At 53.5% G+C, this 16,863-nt stretch carries 16 protein-coding genes; 5 read left to right on the top strand and 11 right to left on the bottom strand.

What is annotated here, in order from left to right:
- The first annotated feature begins 78 nt into the window (after nucleotides 1–78).
- The 3 genes from EYB30_RS18365 (at nucleotide 79) to EYB30_RS18355 (ending at nucleotide 3,247) form a co-directional block, all read left to right on the top strand.
- A complete protein-coding gene (locus EYB30_RS18365; RefSeq protein ID WP_166841038.1) occupies nucleotides 79–1,407 on the top strand; it encodes an MFS transporter in 1,329 nt (442 codons plus the stop codon).
- Complete coding sequence (locus tag EYB30_RS18360) at nucleotides 1,398–2,600, top strand: NnrS family protein (RefSeq protein ID WP_166841036.1); 1,203 nt, start codon at nucleotides 1,398–1,400, stop codon at nucleotides 2,598–2,600. The genes EYB30_RS18365 and EYB30_RS18360 overlap by 10 nt, the downstream gene beginning before the upstream one ends.
- Before the next feature lie 272 nt (nucleotides 2,601–2,872).
- Nucleotides 2,873–3,247 carry a putative zinc-binding protein gene (locus tag EYB30_RS18355; protein WP_166841034.1) on the top strand — a complete coding sequence of 125 codons (375 nt, stop codon included), beginning with the start codon at nucleotides 2,873–2,875 and terminating at the stop codon, nucleotides 3,245–3,247.
- A gap of 52 nt (nucleotides 3,248–3,299) precedes the next feature.
- Here EYB30_RS18355 and EYB30_RS18350 read toward each other — a convergent pair whose 3' ends face one another.
- The 6 genes from EYB30_RS18350 to norR all read right to left on the bottom strand — a co-directional run bounded on the left by EYB30_RS18350 (nucleotide 3,300) and on the right by norR (nucleotide 9,086).
- Nucleotides 3,300–4,259 (bottom strand): GlxA family transcriptional regulator, encoded by a 960-nt coding sequence (locus EYB30_RS18350; RefSeq protein ID WP_166841032.1) that lies wholly within the window; start codon nucleotides 4,257–4,259, stop codon nucleotides 3,300–3,302.
- 178 nt (nucleotides 4,260–4,437) lie between these two features.
- Complete coding sequence (rsgA, locus tag EYB30_RS18345) at nucleotides 4,438–5,478, bottom strand: ribosome small subunit-dependent GTPase A (RefSeq protein ID WP_166841030.1); 1,041 nt, start codon at nucleotides 5,476–5,478, stop codon at nucleotides 4,438–4,440.
- Between the two features lie 351 nt (nucleotides 5,479–5,829).
- Nucleotides 5,830–6,324 (bottom strand): SixA phosphatase family protein, encoded by a 495-nt coding sequence (locus EYB30_RS18340; protein ID WP_166841028.1) that lies wholly within the window; start codon nucleotides 6,322–6,324, stop codon nucleotides 5,830–5,832.
- Nucleotides 6,325–6,346: 22 nt separating this feature from the next.
- Complete coding sequence (gene moeB / locus EYB30_RS18335) at nucleotides 6,347–7,135, bottom strand: molybdopterin-synthase adenylyltransferase MoeB (RefSeq protein ID WP_166841026.1); 789 nt, start codon at nucleotides 7,133–7,135, stop codon at nucleotides 6,347–6,349.
- The gene (locus tag EYB30_RS18330; RefSeq protein ID WP_206674692.1) at nucleotides 7,119–7,517 is read right to left on the bottom strand and encodes a YbaN family protein; all 399 of its coding nucleotides are present in this window, start codon (nucleotides 7,515–7,517) and stop codon (nucleotides 7,119–7,121) included. Before EYB30_RS18330 ends, moeB begins: the two co-directional genes overlap by 17 nt.
- 42 nt (nucleotides 7,518–7,559) lie before the next feature.
- Nucleotides 7,560–9,086, bottom strand: a complete 1,527-nt coding sequence (norR, locus tag EYB30_RS18325) for a nitric oxide reductase transcriptional regulator NorR (protein ID WP_166841024.1) — start codon at nucleotides 9,084–9,086, stop codon at nucleotides 7,560–7,562.
- A 170-nt stretch (nucleotides 9,087–9,256) separates the two neighbouring features.
- Between norR and ytfE the strand changes: the two genes are divergently transcribed.
- Nucleotides 9,257–9,991, top strand: coding sequence for an iron-sulfur cluster repair protein YtfE (gene ytfE / locus EYB30_RS18320; RefSeq protein ID WP_166841022.1), 735 nt, complete (start codon nucleotides 9,257–9,259; stop codon nucleotides 9,989–9,991).
- Between the two features lie 3 nt (nucleotides 9,992–9,994).
- Here the strand turns inward: ytfE and EYB30_RS18315 are convergent, their stop codons facing one another.
- Nucleotides 9,995–11,740 (bottom strand): ABC transporter transmembrane domain-containing protein, encoded by a 1,746-nt coding sequence (locus EYB30_RS18315; RefSeq protein WP_323601806.1) that lies wholly within the window; start codon nucleotides 11,738–11,740, stop codon nucleotides 9,995–9,997.
- The gene (locus EYB30_RS18310) at nucleotides 11,737–12,738 is read right to left on the bottom strand and encodes a Kelch repeat-containing protein (protein WP_166841020.1); all 1,002 of its coding nucleotides are present in this window, start codon (nucleotides 12,736–12,738) and stop codon (nucleotides 11,737–11,739) included. Before EYB30_RS18310 ends, EYB30_RS18315 begins: the two co-directional genes overlap by 4 nt.
- 74 nt (nucleotides 12,739–12,812) lie before the next feature.
- Here EYB30_RS18310 and EYB30_RS18305 point away from each other — a divergent pair, with 74 nt between their 5' ends.
- On the top strand, nucleotides 12,813–13,946 hold the full coding sequence (locus tag EYB30_RS18305) for a PAS domain-containing protein (RefSeq protein WP_166841018.1): 1,134 nt from the start codon (nucleotides 12,813–12,815) through the stop codon (nucleotides 13,944–13,946).
- 43 nt (nucleotides 13,947–13,989) lie between these two features.
- Here the strand turns inward: EYB30_RS18305 and EYB30_RS18300 are convergent, their stop codons facing one another.
- The 3 genes from EYB30_RS18300 to EYB30_RS18290 are packed head-to-tail and all read right to left on the bottom strand — an operon-like array spanning nucleotide 13,990 to nucleotide 16,858.
- Complete coding sequence (locus EYB30_RS18300) at nucleotides 13,990–14,685, bottom strand: YdcF family protein (RefSeq protein WP_166841016.1); 696 nt, start codon at nucleotides 14,683–14,685, stop codon at nucleotides 13,990–13,992.
- On the bottom strand, nucleotides 14,682–15,947 hold the full coding sequence (locus EYB30_RS18295) for an O-antigen ligase family protein (RefSeq protein WP_166841014.1): 1,266 nt from the start codon (nucleotides 15,945–15,947) through the stop codon (nucleotides 14,682–14,684). The genes EYB30_RS18300 and EYB30_RS18295 overlap by 4 nt, the downstream gene beginning before the upstream one ends.
- Nucleotides 15,948–15,958: 11 nt before the next feature.
- On the bottom strand, nucleotides 15,959–16,858 hold the full coding sequence (locus EYB30_RS18290) for a glycosyltransferase (protein WP_166841012.1): 900 nt from the start codon (nucleotides 16,856–16,858) through the stop codon (nucleotides 15,959–15,961).
- Between the last annotated feature and the right edge of the window lie 5 nt (nucleotides 16,859–16,863).

Below are 16,863 nucleotides of genomic sequence, written 5' to 3'. Positions count from 1 at the left end.
GGTACACCCTCTTCGTTGCAGCAGCCTCCGGCTTTGGCGTTACACTAAGCAGTAATACTGTTTGCCGGATGTTTTGTTATGCCGCCACCTGCTGCCACCAGCCTGAGTCAGGCCACGCTAAACGGTGCTAACCGGGCGTTATTGCTGGCGACGCTGGCTTTTGCTGCCTGTTTTTCAGTCTGGACACTGTATGCAGTTATGGGGCTGCAGCTACAGCAACAACTTGAGCTTAGCGCGACCGAATACGGCTTTTTATTAGCTGCGCCTATTTTAACCGGTGCGCTATTACGTATACCGCTGGGGATCCTTGCTGACCGTGTCAGTGCAAGGCTGTTGTGGCTATACCAAATGCTGGCGGTGATACCGGCCTTGTTGCTGCTGCCAACGGTGGATAGCTATAGCGGTTATTTATGGCTGGGACTGTGGTTTGGTATTAGCGGTGTGTCTTTTACCTTTGGTGTGCGTTATGTCAGCCAGTGGTTTGCTTCCAGCCGTCAGGGCCGGGCACTGGGCATATTTGGTGTTGGCAATGCCGGTGTAGCCATTACCTTTGTGCTGGTACCACTGGCCATTAACCATGCTGGCTGGCAATGGGTCGGGCCTTTATATGCCGGTGGCATGCTGCTGATCAGCCTGCTGTTTGTCTTGCTGGCGCCAAAAGAGCCGCCGCCGTTCAGCCCCGCCAAACACCAAGCACTTAGCCTGCGCCAGCTTTGCAGTGACGCGCGCATCTGGCGCTTTTCGCTATATTACTACTTTGTATTTGGTAGCTTTTTAGCCCTGCTGCTGTGGCTGCCACAGTACTATATGCAGGCCTATGCTATGGATGCGCAGCAGGCGATGGCCTTTACCTTGTTCTTTGTTGCCACCTCCAGCATGGTCAGGGCGTTGGGTGGCTGGTTTGCCGATCGCTATGGCGGCCGGGCGGTAAACTGGAGCGTATTCTGGGTCTGCATTGTCTGCCTGTTTTTTTTAAGTTACCCGCCAACAACGCTGATTATTCATGGTTTGCACAAAGACGTTAGGCTGGAAATTGGCGTTAATGTCTGGTGGTTTACCTTACTGATTTTTATCATCGGCGTAGCACAGGGCTTTGGCCGTGCCAGTGTGTACAAAGTGATTCACGACTACTACCCACAGCATATGGGCAGCGCCGGTGGCTTTGTTGCTGCCATTGGCGCTTTAGGCGGTTGCACCTTACCCATTTTATTTGGCGTAGCACAGGATGTGCTGGGCATAGTCACCGGTTGTTTTATGATCTTATACGGTGTGCTGGCGCTGTGTATGATCACCATGTTTTTTGCCAATCAGGCCGCACAATATCAGCAACGACTGGCACAGGCGCGCAGCAATAATTTCTTACTTGATGATGACACTTCTGAGCTCGAGGACAACACATGCAAATAACCGATCTGGCTACTGAGCAAAAGCTGTTACCCCTGCTACGCCAGGCGTTTCGGCCAATGTTTTTATTTGGTGCCGCTTTTAGCGCCATCGCCATGCTGCTGTGGGGCCTGACGCTGGCTGGCCAGCTTCAGCTAACCCCCTTTGCCAATGTGTTGTTTTGGCATAGCCATGAAATGTTGTTTGGTTTTGTCAGCGCCATTGTGATTGGCTTTTTGCTCACCGCAGTACAAAACTGGACCGGGCTACGTGCACCGCATGGCAAAAGCTTATTGTTTATCAGCCTGCTATGGCTGGCTGGCCGGTTATTGCTGCTATTTGGCCAGGGTTTGCCGCTGTATCTGGTGGCGGCTGTAGATTTAAGCTTTTTACCGCTATGCGCTTATTTGCTGGCCATACCGCTGATTAAAACCGGCCAGCAGCGCAACCTGTTTTTTATTCCGGTGTTATTGTTACTGACAGCCTGCAACTTACTGATGTATGTCGGCGTAGCAACATCGCGCTATGAACTGGTGCAACTGGGTAGCCAGAATGCGGTGTGGCTTATCACCCTGCTAATGGCGATTGTCGGCGGCCGCGTATTGCCGATGTTTACCGCCAATGGCACCCAAACCAAAAAGGTCGAGGCTATTGTCTGGCTGGATCGCGCGGCGCTGGCATCCTTGTGGCTGATTTTTGTCTTACACTTTTTTGCCCTGACGCCATACCTGCCGCCACTGGCGATCAGCAGTTTATTTGGTTTAAGTGCCCTGCTGCTTGGCCTGCGCTGCCTGCGCTGGAAAATCTGGCTCACGCTAAAGGTACCGCTATTGTGGTCACTGCATGTCGCCTATTGGTGCATACCGCTTGGCCTGGCGCTTTACAGTGCCCGCTACGCCGGCGTGAATATCAGCAACAGTGTTGCACTGCATGCGTTAACCGCTGGCGCCATGGGCAGCATGATTTTAAGCATGATGGCGCGGGTATCCTTAGGCCACAGTGGCCGCCTGTTAAAGCCACATGCGGTGATGTCACTGGCGTTTTTGCTGGTATTGGCAGCCGCCATTAGCCGCACGATATTCATTTGGCTGTGGCCAGCGCAAACCATGCAATGGCTGTGGTTGGGTGTCGGCGGCTGGGTGTTGGCCTATGCGCTTTACGTGCTGGTGTATTTTCCGGTGCTCACCACCCCCAGGCCAGATGGCCGGCCAGGCTAACATTTGAATGCAGAAGCTTACTCTCGAAGCGAGGTTGGAATCCCGATAGCGCAGCCACAGAGTGTCTGAGCCCTGCCGCAGGCAGTAGGGCGAGTTGCTGTGGCGAGCATAGCGGGAATTGCAACCGACGCTATTTAAATCCCCCCTACCTTGTGTCGTTGTGCCAATTTACCCCTGAAGAGGTAAGGCTGCGGCGGCTTTGATTTATATCAAGCCGCCAGCTGCAACAGCTTTTACACTGGGTAAATATCTCTACAACAACGGAGCCCAGTATGAACACCGACTACCAAGACAAACCGCTGGTGTATGCCTGCTCCGGCTGCTCAAACGTTGCCCAACTGGCCAATGACTTAGCCGTAGTGCTTGACCGCGAAGGCTCAGCACAAATGTCCTGCATTGCCGGGGTTGGCGGCAAAGTAAAGCCGCTGGTAAAAGTGGCCCAGTCCGGCCGGCCAATACTGGCAATAGATGGCTGCCCGCTTAACTGCGTAAAACAAACCCTGGCCACAGTAGACGTAGTGCCCACCTGGCATATAGAACTGACCACACTGGGCTATAAAAAACGCGACCATGAAAACTGTGATTTAAGCGACGCCTATAAACTGCTGCAAATGGTACACAGCGATATCCTGCCAAAAGCAACATAGCCGCCAAGGCAGATTACTTACGCTTTATCGGTCATTATCAACTTAATTAGCCCTAACAAAAGCGCTGCCTGTACTCACCGGGGGTGCAGCCAAAAGCGATATTAAACAGCCGGATCAAGCTGCGTGGGTCCTTGATACCCACTTCAGTACAAATACGCTGCAGGCTGTAGCCGTCACACAGCAACAAGCTACGGGCTTTGTCCAGCCGCAGTTGCTGCAGATACTGCACCGGCGCCATAGCAAACCGCTCGCGAAATACCCGGCGAAACTGGCGCTCGCTCAGCGCCACTTGTTCAGCCATATCGGCTACCGTTAAGGGTTTAGTTAAATTAGCCAGCAACCATTGTTGTAATTGGATAAAACGCTGCTCGCCACTGTGTTGAATTTTTAACGGGCTGGCATATTGTGACTGGTCGCCACTGCGGCGCAGATACATCACCAGTTCCCGGGCGACCGCCTGAGCAATGGCTACGCCAAGATCTTGTTCAATCACCGCCAAACATAAATCGATACCCGCTGTCATGCCGCCGGACGAGTAAAACTTGCCCGATTTAACATACAGCTCAGTGGCGTTTACCTGCACCTTTGGATAGCGTGTCTGTAAATCGGCGGCAAAGCGCCAATGTGTTGCCAGTGGCAAACCGTTAACCAAGCCACTGTGCGCCAGCAGATAGGCACCGGTACAGATAGATAGCACCTTATCGGTATCAATACTGCGCTGACACAGCCAGTGCATAAAATCCTGATTGGCCGCTAGCTTTCTGGCACCTGCCCCACCGGGAATAACCAAATAGTCCAGCTTAGGGCAGCTATCCAGTGAGTACTGAGCGGTTAATTGCAGGCCATTTTCAGCACACAGCGGCGCCGTATTCAGGCCAACAATACACTGGCGGTAATACGGTTGTTGCCCGGCTGCCAGCAGTTCCTGGTTCGCCTGACCAAAGCAATCCAGCGCCCCGGCCAGATCTATTGCCTGAATATCCGGATAAATAATAATGCCTACCGTAACCATAACAGCCTCTTCGTCAGCTAATTTTGGCTACTGTAGCAAATAAGCTGCCGGCCGAATGGCCATTAAATTCACTTTTTCGGCCATTTTTTAGGTTTAACATTAGCGGATGGCCAATAGGTAAAATCGCCCAAGCCTGCGGCTATCAAAAAAACGCCGCCTTTCGGCGGCGTATGCTGTGCTAATCGCGGTATTTTTGCGCTTTAAGTGATTTAACCGACTTTACCAGCTTGCTAAATTGCCGCTCGTGGGCGCGCTTTTGCTGCAGTGATGCGCCGTTGCGTGCCTGTTCGGCGTTTAGCTTCTGGTAGTTGGTCAATCGCCTTGCCTCTAAAACCCCTTGCGCAATAGCCTGTTGTACCGCGCAGCCTGGTTCAGCAACATGCTGACAGTCACTGAAGCGGCATTGGCTGGCCAGGGCGTCAATGTCGGCAAACGCGCGGCGAATGCCCTCGTCACAGTCTGTCAGCTGCAGCTCACGCATACCGGGTGTATCAATTACTACGGCGCCGCCGGCAATAAAATGCATGGAGCGCCCTGTTGTCGTATGTCGGCCTTTGCTATCGTCAGCACGTATTGCTGCGGTTTTTTGGCCGCCACTGCCAGTGAGGGTATTCACTAACGTCGATTTACCGACACCAGAAGACCCCACCACCGCTAAGGTGTTACCAGCTTTACACCAGTGCTGCAAGGTACTGCTGCAACTGGCATCAAGCGCATTAACAACCTCGACCATCAGCATGGCGTCCAGCTGTTTAACCTGCTGCAAAAAGGCGTCGACATCGGCGCATAGGTCCATCTTGGTTAATACCAGTAACGGCTCGGCACCAGCGTCGTGCGCCAGGGTGAGGTAGCGCTCTATCCGGCTTAAATTAAAGTCATGGTTTAACGAGCAGACAATAATCAGCGTATCGACGTTAGCAGCAATAAGTTGCTCGGCCAGCTGGCTACCCGCGGCTTTACGTTTAAACAACGACTTTCTGCTTAGCAGCCGGATAAAACCGCCAGCGGCATCTAACAGCAGCCAATCGCCAATGGTTATCGGCGGCAACGTGGTGCTGGCCATTAAACGGCACGGGCCCTGTAGTGTTATCAGCTCATAGCCACTGCGGTGATGTGCCGTAACCCGGGCGATAATGCAGTGTTCAAATTCCTGCAACGTAAGTTGTTGTTGAAAAAAAGCCTGCCACCCCAGGTGTTGTAATGTTGAGGGTAAGTTCATGTCATTTCCTTCTGCCCACAGTGAAGCACTGCGCGCACAGTAAAAATGGTTAGGAGCTCTGGAATAAGACTAAGGTAACCGTATTAAGCGGTTAGCAGAGTTCCCGGTCAGCAGACACCGGGCAAAGGCAGGTTAAGGCAAAAAGGTAAAAGTTTTACTTACGCCGCAGCCTTCGCCGGGTGGGTAATTGCAACAATCATCAAATTATCCTTCTTAGGCTAAATAACGCACAAAAGTATACCGATAGTGAACAGAAAAACCAACCTGGTTTTGTTAATAAAAGATGCTAAGCAAAAACACCCGGCCAGCGCTTTGGTTGCCAACTACACACCGTAATAATGCATAGCCGCTTTATTCAACTTGTTGACAGCGAAAACTCTGCCGGCTGATGTTAACACTGGCCGGCGTGGTCAGTTTAACCTGATACAACAAGTCGTAGTCTTGCTCGGTCAGTGGTGCCATGGCGATACCGCTTAACAACTCAACTAACTCAGGCACCGTATTACTGTGCCCTACCACCAATACCGGCATGGTTTGCGTTTTTAACTGCGCGAGCAAAACCTCTGGCTGACGTGGATCGTACTGCGTGATATCAAGCTGTTGCTGTTTCGCCACCGCCGCGGCCGTTTGCCGGGTACGCTGATAGGGCGTAGCGTAAACAGCGGCCAGTTTAACGCCGGCCAAACTGCTCGCCAGTGCTTCGGCGCGCGCCTGACCACAGGCGGTGAGCGCCGGATCTTTGCCCTCGGCGTGTTTTTCAGCATGGCGCACTACATACACCGTATCAGCCACAGCCATAGAAGATGTCAGCACAACCACTAACAGACTGATGATGTTAAACAGCATAGCTATTGTCCTTTATTGTTCTTTATTGCGCCGGGTTAGTTTGACTGCCGCCACAGACGCTGCAAGCGGGATCTTTTATTAAGTTAAACTGGCGCCACTGGCTGGTTAAACCATCAAACAGCTGTAACTTGCCATACAAGGGGGTACCAACGCCAGCGAGAATTTTTACCGCTTCCAGCGCCTGCATCACGCCGATAACACCGACCACCGGGCTTAAAATTCCCGCTTCCATACAGCTAAGTTGTTGCTCACCAAATAGTTGGCTTAGGCAATGATAACAAGCATCCTTACCCTGCATGCTAAAGCTGGCAACCTGGCCTTCAAAACGGATAGCCGCGCCCGATACCAACGGTACTTTAGCCTTCACACAAGCCGCATTGATGGCATTGCGGGTGTCGAGGTTATCAGTGCAATCCAGTACCAGCGAATACTGCGGCACCAGCGCGGCTAAGTCTGCTGCGCTTAAACGTTGCTGCAGAGCGTCAAGAGTAATGTCAGCATTGAGCTGGCCCAGGCTCGCCGCGGCCTGCTGTGCTTTGCTTAGGCCAATATCGGCCTCACGGTATAATATCTGCCGCTGTAAGTTACTGCGGTCAATGGTATCGTCATCAACCAACGTTATATTACCCACGCCACTGGCGACTAAATAAGGCGCCGCCGCACAGCCTAAGCCGCCCATACCAATCAGCAGCACCGAGCTTGCCAGCAATGCCTCCTGGCCGCGAAAATCCAGTGCCGGTAGCATTAAGTGCCGGCTGTAGCGCAGCGCCTGTTGTGTCGTCAGCTCGGTGGGCTTAGTGGGTGTTGTCATCTTTGAGATCCTGATTAAGCTGCTCCGGCCGCCGCCACAGCCATAGGGCCACCAGCAGCAAAAAGCAAGGTAACAGCAGTTTTAACGGCAATGCTACAGCGGATAACTGCAGCAGCAGTGCACTTAGCAGCATCATGGCACTGGCCAGGTATTTAGCGCGCCGCGGTACGATACCGGATTGACGCCAGGCCAACACCGGTGGCCCCAGCTTGGGGTGCGCCAATAAACGCTGCTCCAGTGCCGGCCAGCCTTTACCGGCCGACCAGGCACTGAGCAAAATAAACGGCACCGTTGGTAATACCGGTAGCGGTATACCTATTAACCCCAGCACCAGGCTGCATATTGCCAGCGTGCGCCAAAACACTCGTCGTATTAACGTCAAATCCCCTCCGTTACAATGGGGTCAGAGGACTCTGCCCCCATTTTATTTAAGGCCTAAGCGCTGTGCCAGTTTATGCAGGTTACTCGGGTCGAGCTCAAGCTGGCGTGCGGCCTGCGACCAGCTGCCATCGTGCTGCGCCAGCGCCTGCTGGATCATCTGCCGCTGCAGCTGATTTACCGCTTGTTTTAGCCCTATACCCTGCTGTGCTGCATTGCCATGCTGCTCGGTATGCACTATGGCCGCTGGAACCGTATCCAGGTCCAGCAGTGCAGCTTCCAGAGTCACTATGTCGCTGCGCAACGCGCCCTGACTCAGCGCTTTTATCGCGGCGCGGCTAATGACATGTTCCAGCTCCCGCACATTACCCGGCCAGCTATAGCTTAATAACGCCAGTTCAGCATCTTCCGACAGCCTAAGCGCACGCAGCCCCAAACGGCTGCGGTTTAGCTCGAGAAAATGGCCGGCCAGCAACGGAATATCCTCCGGCCGCTCCCGCAGCGGGGGGATCGGTAGCGGGTATACCGATAAACGGTGATACAAGTCAGCGCGAAACTCGCCGCTTTTTACCTGCTGCTTTAAATCTCTGTTCGTCGCTGCGACCAGACGCACATTAACGGTGCGGCTTTTATCCGAGCCCAACCGCTGAATTTCACCGTTTTGTAATACCCGCAGCAACTTGGCCTGCACCGCCAGCGGCAGCTCGCCCACTTCATCTAAAAACAAGGTGCCGCCATCAGCCGCTTCAAAACGGCCGGCGCGTTCGCTGTGGGCACCGGAAAAAGCGCCTTTGTTATGGCCAAACAGTTCACTTTCGGCCAGGCTTTCCGGCAGAGCGGCGCAGTTAATATAGATCATCGGCTTGGCGGCCCGCGCCGAGCTGCGGTGCAAATGGCGGGCAAACAGTTCTTTACCCACACCGGTTTCACCCAGTAACAGTACCGGTAAGTCTGAGTTGGCCACCACGGTCAGTTCCTGCAAAATTTGCTTTAGCGCACTGCTTTGGCCAATCAGCTCATAGCGTTGCTTGCTGGCCGGTTCAAACTGTTGCTCGTCAGCCTGATGGTTAAGCCGAAGCGCCCGGTTGGCTTGCTCCAGCTCAGTCATACGCACGGCGGCCTCAACCAGCAAACTGTAGCGCTGTAAGTCTGGCACGGCCGCCGCAGAGAAACGGCCGGCATCCAGTGCATCCAGCGTTAGTACGCCCCAGCAGCGACCTTCGATATACAGTGCGATGCCCATGCAATCGTGTACCGGCAAGGCCTGGCCGGGCTGGTCAGCCAGCAAGCCATCGTAGGGATCGGGCAGCTCAGAGCCAGGCTCAAACCGCACCGGATTGCGGCTGGCCAGAATAGCCGCCAAACGCGGATGCTGCGCCACCACAAAGCGCCGGCCCTGGGCTTCGCGTACCAGGCCATGTAATGCCACCGGTTTGAGGACATCGTGCTCCAGATGCAACAACCCCACGGCACCGCAGTTAAAATGACTGCGCAGCGTGCTCACCAGACGTTGCAAGCGCACGGCGGCGGGCAACTCGGTCACTAAATCGGCAACTAAACTTTCTTCCAGCATGGTGTTTTTTACCCTTGGGTAGATATTACCCTGAATTTTGCGGGTTCAATGTACCACAGCATAAAATAAAGCTATATAAATCAAAGGAGGTAGTTTTGGCCTGACTCTTGCCTTTTACGCTTAACCGCGCCGCTATGGCGCAACGTTACATTACCTGAGCAGGAGTTTTTATGTCAGCTATTAGCAACTTACCTTTGTCACAGCAAAACCTGTTAGATCGCACTTTGGGCCAGCTGGCCACCAGCATTGCCGGTGCCACCGCGGTATTTCATCAATACAAACTGGATTTTTGCTGTGGCGGCAAACATAGCCTGCGTGAAGCTTTAGAGAATAAGCAGCTGGCGGCAGAGCCAATACTCAGTGCACTGCAACAGTTGCAACAGCAAGACGGCGAGCTGACCGACTGGCGCAGTAAACCGGTAAAACAGCTGATTGAGTTTATTCTAGAGCGTTTTCACCAGCGCCACCGCCGTCAATTGCCCGAGCTTAGCCGCTTAGCCCGCCGGGTAGAGCATGTACACGCTGCCGATCCGGATTGCCCAACCGGCCTGGCCGAACATCTGGAAGAGATGTACCAGGAACTGGAAAGCCACATGATGAAAGAGGAGCAAATTTTGTTTCCAATGTTAGCCGGTGGTATTTATCCGTCCGGGCCGATAAGCGTAATGGAAGAAGAGCACCTGCAGCATGGTGATGCGCTGGAAACCTTAGACAGGCTAACCAACAACATCAGATTACCGGCAGATGCGTGCAATACCTGGACAGCGCTGTATTTGGGCTTACAGGAACTAAAAGAAGACTTAATGCAGCATATTTTGCTGGAAAACGAAATTTTATTTGTCCAGCCGCAGGCAAAACCGGCGCACGGTAGCGACGGCCAGAGTTGCTGTGGCGGTTGCCAGTAATACCTAGTTTAATAACTGCAGCTCAGCCAGTTGCTGATACAACGCACTTTGCTGCAGTAACTGCTGGTGGTTGCCCACTGCCACCAGCTTGCCTTGCTCCAGCAGGACAATACGATCGGCATTAATCACTGTACTTAAACGATGTGCAATAATCAGTGTGGTTTTGCCCTGCATTAAATGCTCCAATGCCTGCTGTACCTGCTGCTCGCTAATGGCGTCTAATGCGCTGGTGGCCTCGTCCAGCAACAGCACAGGCCGGTCAGCTAAGATGGCACGGGCGATGGCAATGCGCTGTTTTTGCCCGCCGGACAAGCGCACGCCGCGTTCGCCCAGTTCAGTGGCGTAGCCCGCACTAAAATCGCGGATAAAGCCATCAGCCCGGGCGGCAATACAGGCGTTTATCACCTCCTGCTCGCTGGCATCAGGCCGGCCGTAGCGTACATTTTCCAGCACTGAAGTAGCAAAAATAACGGCGTCCTGTGGCACCAGCGCAAACTGGGCACGCAGCTGTGCTAAGTCCAGCGTGCTGATATCAACACCATCGAGTAAAATTTGCCCCGCGCCAGGCTGGTAAAAGCGCTGTAACAGCTGAAACAAGGTGGTTTTACCGGCGCCACTGGGGCCAACTAAAGCAATACGCTCGCCGGGTTTAATCGCCATATTCAGCTGCTGCAGCACCGTTTTATCAGCCACTTGCGGGTAGGCAAAACTAAGCTGGCGAATACACAGCGCACCGGCGACCGGCAGCGGTAATGTCGCCGGTACTGACGGCGAGCTGATCTCTACCGGCGCGCTGGCCAGTTCAATCAGGCGCTCAGTGGCACCGGCGGCGCGCTGGATATCACCAATCACTTCGCTGATGGTGGCTGCGCTGCCTGCTACCATTACCGCGTAAAACATAAAGGCGGTTAACTCACCGGCGCTAACCTTACCTGCCATCACATCCTGAGCACCAACCCAGCTTATCAGCACCATGGCGCTGATACTCAGCAGCATTACCGCTGCAATTAACAAGGCGCGGTAAAAAATACGCTGCCGTGCCGCCTGCATAACCTGCTCAATGCGGCTGGCAAAGTGCTGCTTATCAATAGCTTCGTGGCCATAGGCCTGCACGGTATGAATTTCATGCAGGCTTTCATCAACATAGGCGCCAACATCTGCCAGTTTATCCTGGCTGGCGCGCGACAGTTTGCGCACCTTACGCCCCAACACTATTATCGGCAACAGTACCAGCGGCACCGCCAGCAGCACCAGTGCCGTCATTTTCAGGCTGGTTAAGGCCATCATCAGTAAGCCGCCAATAGCGGTTACCGCCGAGCGCAGTGCCATGGACAAACTGGAACCCACCACACTTTGCAGCAGAGTGGTGTCGGCGGTAAAACGCGAGATCACCTCACCGGTGCGCATCTGGCTGTAAAAGGTGGGCGACAGCTTAAGCATATGCTGATACACCCGGTTGCGGATGTCAGCACTAACCCGCTCGCCCAGCCAGGTCATTAAGTAAAAGCGGCAGAATACCGCCAGTGACGTTAGCGCACACAGCAGCAAAATAGCCAGCGTAATCTGGTTTAACCGCGCGCTGTTATTGGCGACAAAGCCTTCATCTACCAATAAGCGCACGCCCTGGCCCAGTGCCAGCCAGCTGAGCGAGCCGAGCAATAAGCACAATAGCGCCAGTATTACCCGACGACGGTACGGCAGTAAAAAGCCCAGCAGCCAGGGCATTACGGCAGAGGGAGCACTCATCATTGTGGCTGCGTCACAACTTCAAGCACAGCAGAGGTGGCTTTTAAGCCAACAACAGACGCACCGCCCAACACATAAACCTGGTTATTCAGCTTTACGGCACCTAAGCCATGGCGTGGCAGTGGCATAGTGCCGGCCTGTTGCCAGCTGTCCGTACCGGCCTGATAGCGCCACACCTGGCGGTACACCCCGCCACCATGGTCAAAATACTCACCGCCAAATACCAGTAGAGCATCGCCAAGCACAGCTGCAGCCAAGCCGCCCTGCGCCTGTGGCATGGCGCTAAGCGGCTGCCAGCTATTTGTTGCCGCATCAAAACGCTGTAACTGTGCCAGGTTAGCCCCGCCGACCTGGCGGCCACCAACAACATAAAACCGGTCATTTAATACCACGCCAGTAGCGCTATTAAACGCCTGCGGCAAGGGTGCAGCTTCGGTAACGCTTAAACTGTGCGGGTCAAACACCCAGTGCCAGTTAACATCGGCCTGATCGCGCCACTGCGCATTGTCGCTGCCAGATGGCGAGCGACCACTGGCCAGATGTACTTTGCCGTTTAACACTACCGCCACCGTTTCCGTCAGCGGCTTAGGCAACTGTGCCACTTTGCGCCACTGTTGTGCTTCTTCGTCAAGTAGCAACACATCGGCGCTGGCGCTCCAGCGCCCGCCGTCGGCAATAATAAAACCACCGAATAAAAACAGCTTATTATCAACCGATAATAAATAGGCATGATGGCGCGGCTCGGGCAACGACGCTGCCATGCTCCAGCGATTCACGGCGGCATCATATACCTGCACGGCTGCCGTCATTTGCTGCACGTCTTGTGTTAACGCATCACTTAAGCCACCGGCGACATAAATTTTGCCCTTGTGCACGGCCGGGTAAATTTCCTGCACCGCCAGCGGCATAGGTGCCAGTGTTTGCCAATGCAGGCTGTCGGCTTTGGCACAACCGGATAACAACGCCACAGATAACAGCAGCCGCTGAAGAAATTTCCACATCTGACACCTCATTTTTTTCAACTTTACAACCTTTGTACCATAATTAGCCCACACTGGGTTGCAGGATGCAGACAATGAGCCATTGGATCCAACATTTTCGTGACAACAGTAACGCCGCTTACCTGATTTACTTAATGTTACTGTTAATCCTTATTGCCGACAGCCAGACCCAGCTCGGTTTTGCTCATGGTGTGCTTTACGCGCCGCTGTTATTGTTAGCCAGTCTGCTCAACCAGCCCCGGGTGCTTAATGTCAGCTTTGTGCTGGCGGTGGCAGCCATAGTGTTGGGTTACTGGTTGTCACCTGCTGCCCCGGCGGGTTTTGCATCAGCCTATGTGCTGGCGAACCGTGCCGGTGCGGCCATTTGCCTATTGCTGATTTACCTGCAAACACGCTCCGCCATGCAATTACAACAGCGCGAATCAGCAATCCGTGACAACTTAACGCAGCAACAGTTAGAGCTGGCTAGCCAGCTGGCCAGGTTTGGCTGCTGGTATCTGGATACGCACAGCAAAATGATCAGGCTCAGTCCGCAAGCCGCTTTGCTGCTCGCAGGCAACACGGATACGCAGCTTACTGTCAGTCAGTTTTGCCAGTTATTTCACCCCGACTATCGCTCAGCACTGCAGCAAGCCCTGACCGCGTGTCAGGAGCAGCACACCGCTTTTGACATTGAGTGTCCATGCCGGCCAGACGCGTCGCCTCCGTGCTGGTTGCGGATTATCGGCCATTGCAGTGCCGACGACAATGCCCTGTTGCAGGGTGTACTACAGGACAGCAATGCCGTACACCAGAGCGAAATGCGTCTGGCACAGGCGCAGCAGCGGTTTCAACAATGGGCCGACAGTATGCCCATAGTGGTGTGGACAGCCGCCAGCGATGGCCAACTGACCTTTGTCAGCCAACTGATGACCGTATTTAGCGGCATGCCAACAGAAGACTTACTGCTAAACTGGCTGGATATTGTCCACCCGGAAGACCGTGAACGGGTCATGTCACATTGGCAACACTGCCTGCAAACCGGCGATCCGTACAATATTGAGTTTCGTTTTCGCCGTTTAGATGGTCAGTATATCTGGCATCTGACCCGCGCCGTCGCGGTATATGACAGCCAAGGCCAGATTGAAAAATGGCTTGGCTCCGCCATGGCATTAGGGGTAGGCAGCAAACCCGGCCAGGCGTTGGTTAGTCCGGCGCAAGTGCCGTAGCACAAAGTATATGTCTGAATTCAGAAATTGACAGGCGCGATAACTAATTTGTTGCCGGCTGATACCAGTCGGTCCAACTGGCTGTTATACGATATACAGCGTAACTGCTAAACTCGGCGGTTAGCTTGCTGTAAAAGTCAAAGTTGCTCAGGTTTACCGTTACAAAACAGTTATAACTGCAGTTTACCTGCCGTAACGTCTGGCTGGAGGTTGCGATAACCTTGCTGGATAAGCCGTGGTATTGTATCAGCCGGCTAACCCGCCAGGCATGAAAGTCACTGCTGACAATATAATCCGGTTTTAGTCCGCGCGCGGCCAGACTGTTAAACTCCTGATAGGTATTGTCGCCACCATTAAAACAATCCAGCGCCAACTCAAGGGGCTGGGCTAACAGATATTCCACATAAGGCTGACAGTATTCGGTCGTAATAACGACACTACTGCGCTTTGGCAACTGGCTAACCAGCGTATCGATGCGGGCTTTGGCACAGGCCGGCAGCGAACTGGCTGAACCACCGCAGCCCAGCAGTAGCGTGGTGCTGTCCGGGCTAATGTTGTAACTGCCAATATAGCCGCTGTACCAGTGCCGAACCTGGTTTGCCAGCCAGGTATTACCGGCCAGATAGTAAAAAGCCAGCAGCAACCACAGGCCCTTTTTGCGATAGCCAATACAGGCAGCCAGTAAGCCCAGCAGTAGCAGATTATGCGGATATAAAAATGGCTCCAATAAATCTTTCATCGTCTGTTAGCAACCTCAGCCTTGGCCGCGCCTTGCAGCAACAGCGCATTACACAGTGCCCACGGCAGCCACAACATACCCGAGCTGAGTATATGGCCTGCCATCGACGCCACCGCCAACAATAGCAAATTTAACAGCAACAACACCCGGCCAACACCCTGTCTTGAGCGCTGCCAGCTATGGCGGATAAACAGGGCAAAGGTCAGCAAAAATGTGGCTATACCCGCGACACCGTAAAACACATACAGATCAAACCAATCCAGCTCGGCGAAGTATTTCTTTAAGTACAGCGCAATTCCGCCCTGGCCTACGCCCAGCATACGCTGCCAATCAGGGTAATGCGTGCTGACGGTTTGCCAGATCTGTTGGGCGTAATAATCACGCGATGACAGCAGTATGCCGCTGATACCACGCTGCTGATAAACAAAACTGAGCTTGTCGTAAATACCCAGCAACCTTAGCAAGGCTTCAGCGTTGGCAAGCAGCAACAACAGTGCCAGCAGTAATAGCGCAGAGAAAACCAGCAACCGCTTTTTTTGTTGCTGCCAAAACGGCGCCGGTTGCAGTAACAGCGGTACCAGCAGTACCAATAGCATAACGCCAAATAGCCCGGTTTTAGTTAGCAGTGACAGCGCCAACAGCAAGGCCGTGATACTGCACAATACATAGGCCAGCTTATGTTGCGGCCAGCTAAGACAAAGCAAGGCCGCACTGATCACCAACAGCACCGCTGACAGCTCGTTAGTGGAATAGAAAAAACCTTTGATCCCAAGAAAAGACTGCGCTACGCCGTCAAGCGGTTGATAGGCGGTAAAACCCAGACCAGCAACACCAGCCAATGCATTGAGCAGCAGCACAATAGCACTGAGCGCCAGCGTATGTTGCAACAGCCGCCTGGCACTCAGTGGCGCGCGTCCGGCCAGCGCGGTCAGGTAACTAAACGCCAGCAATGGGCTTAAGGCTTTTACCGCCAGTTGTACATCGGCCAGTATCCAGCGCCGGGCTAATTCCGGCCAATGTAAGGCCGGGCCGATTAGCATACAAAAAAGCAGCAGTAACAGCGTCAGCGCCCACTTTGCCTGTTGCAGCAGCGTCGCGATGGCCATCAGCGCCAACACGACAATTTTATACCACAGCGACACGCTGAAACTGCTGCCATAGAGTTGTAACAAGGCACCGTTAACACAGTCGACCAGCAAAAACAGCGGGATCAGCCAGCACAGCACAGTGTCGCAGTACTGCTTTAAATAAGATGCCGTCATTGCCCGCTGCATTATTTTTTAAACAACCCGCTAATGCCCTTACTAAACACTTTAATGCGCCAGCGGCTAAGCAGCCCCAGTTTATGTTTCAGATAGTAGCGCCATTTCAGCGTAACCAGACCATAGCGGCTGCTGCTGAGCAGTTGCGGCAATGAAAGCGGTATTTGTTCCATCATCTGCCGATAAAACATCTGATTTTGCAGGTTACGCTCGCTCATATGCACGCGGTGTTTAGCAACAAACTGTTTATGTGCATCCAGCCGCTTGGGTGAGTTAGTAATGCGTCCCAACTCATGGCCGACGTTAACTTTATAGCTGGGCTCGGCGATACGCAGTGCCGGGCCATAGGCCTGCACCACCCGCACCCACATGTCATAATCCTGAAACGCCGCCAAACCAATATCAAAACCGCCCAGCGCCAGCATACGCTCGCGGCGCACCAAGGCCTGATTTGACAGCGTGTGTAAATCCAGCAGCTCGGGTAGCGCCACCACCTGCCTGCTGGCAAACAGCCGTTTTTGCACGCTGCCATAATCCCAGATATAACCGGAACAGACGCAGCTGTATTTATCATCGTACGCCAGATATAAGCTGGTTAAGCGGTGAGGTAAAAACTCATCATCGTCATCTATACCAGTGACAAATTCACCTTTGGCCTCAGCAATCGCCCGGTTACGTGCCGCACAGGCGCCCTGGCCTGTACTTTGGCGGAAAAACCGAATGCGCTCGTCGTTAATATATTTGTTGGTCAGCACCTGCCAGGTATCATCGGTAGACGCATCGTCAACCACCAGCAGTTCAATATGTGGATAATCCTGAGCCAGTACCGACTCGATAGCCCGAATGGCCATTTGCACCCGGTTATAGGTTGGCATGTAAACGCTGATCAGAGGTAAGTGTTGTGCTGTCATTCTTG

Origin of the sequence: Rheinheimera pleomorphica (assembly GCF_011634895.1) — a bacterium.
Taxonomy (GTDB): Bacteria; Pseudomonadota; Gammaproteobacteria; order Enterobacterales; family Alteromonadaceae; genus Alishewanella; species Alishewanella pleomorphica.
This window is presented reverse-complemented; position numbering and strand designations above follow the sequence as displayed.

Coding starts and splice junctions, on each gene's coding strand:
- norR (WP_166841024.1), bottom strand. CDS start 9,086: ATGCTGGAAGAAAGTTTAGTTGCCGATTTAGTGACCGAGTTGCCCGCC.
- moeB (WP_166841026.1), bottom strand. CDS start 7,135: ATGACAACACCCACTAAGCCCACCGAGCTGACGACACAACAGGCGCTG.
- ytfE (WP_166841022.1), top strand. CDS start 9,257: ATGTCAGCTATTAGCAACTTACCTTTGTCACAGCAAAACCTGTTAGAT.
- EYB30_RS18300 (WP_166841016.1), bottom strand. CDS start 14,685: ATGAAAGATTTATTGGAGCCATTTTTATATCCGCATAATCTGCTACTG.
- EYB30_RS18315 (WP_323601806.1), bottom strand. CDS start 11,740: ATGATGAGTGCTCCCTCTGCCGTAATGCCCTGGCTGCTGGGCTTTTTA.
- EYB30_RS18350 (WP_166841032.1), bottom strand. CDS start 4,259: ATGGTTACGGTAGGCATTATTATTTATCCGGATATTCAGGCAATAGAT.
- EYB30_RS18340 (WP_166841028.1), bottom strand. CDS start 6,324: ATGCTGTTTAACATCATCAGTCTGTTAGTGGTTGTGCTGACATCTTCT.
- EYB30_RS18355 (WP_166841034.1), top strand. CDS start 2,873: ATGAACACCGACTACCAAGACAAACCGCTGGTGTATGCCTGCTCCGGC.
- rsgA (WP_166841030.1), bottom strand. CDS start 5,478: ATGAACTTACCCTCAACATTACAACACCTGGGGTGGCAGGCTTTTTTT.
- EYB30_RS18295 (WP_166841014.1), bottom strand. CDS start 15,947: ATGACGGCATCTTATTTAAAGCAGTACTGCGACACTGTGCTGTGCTGG.
- EYB30_RS18290 (WP_166841012.1), bottom strand. CDS start 16,858: ATGACAGCACAACACTTACCTCTGATCAGCGTTTACATGCCAACCTAT.
- EYB30_RS18360 (WP_166841036.1), top strand. CDS start 1,398: ATGCAAATAACCGATCTGGCTACTGAGCAAAAGCTGTTACCCCTGCTA.
- EYB30_RS18365 (WP_166841038.1), top strand. CDS start 79: ATGCCGCCACCTGCTGCCACCAGCCTGAGTCAGGCCACGCTAAACGGT.
- EYB30_RS18305 (WP_166841018.1), top strand. CDS start 12,813: ATGAGCCATTGGATCCAACATTTTCGTGACAACAGTAACGCCGCTTAC.
- EYB30_RS18310 (WP_166841020.1), bottom strand. CDS start 12,738: ATGTGGAAATTTCTTCAGCGGCTGCTGTTATCTGTGGCGTTGTTATCC.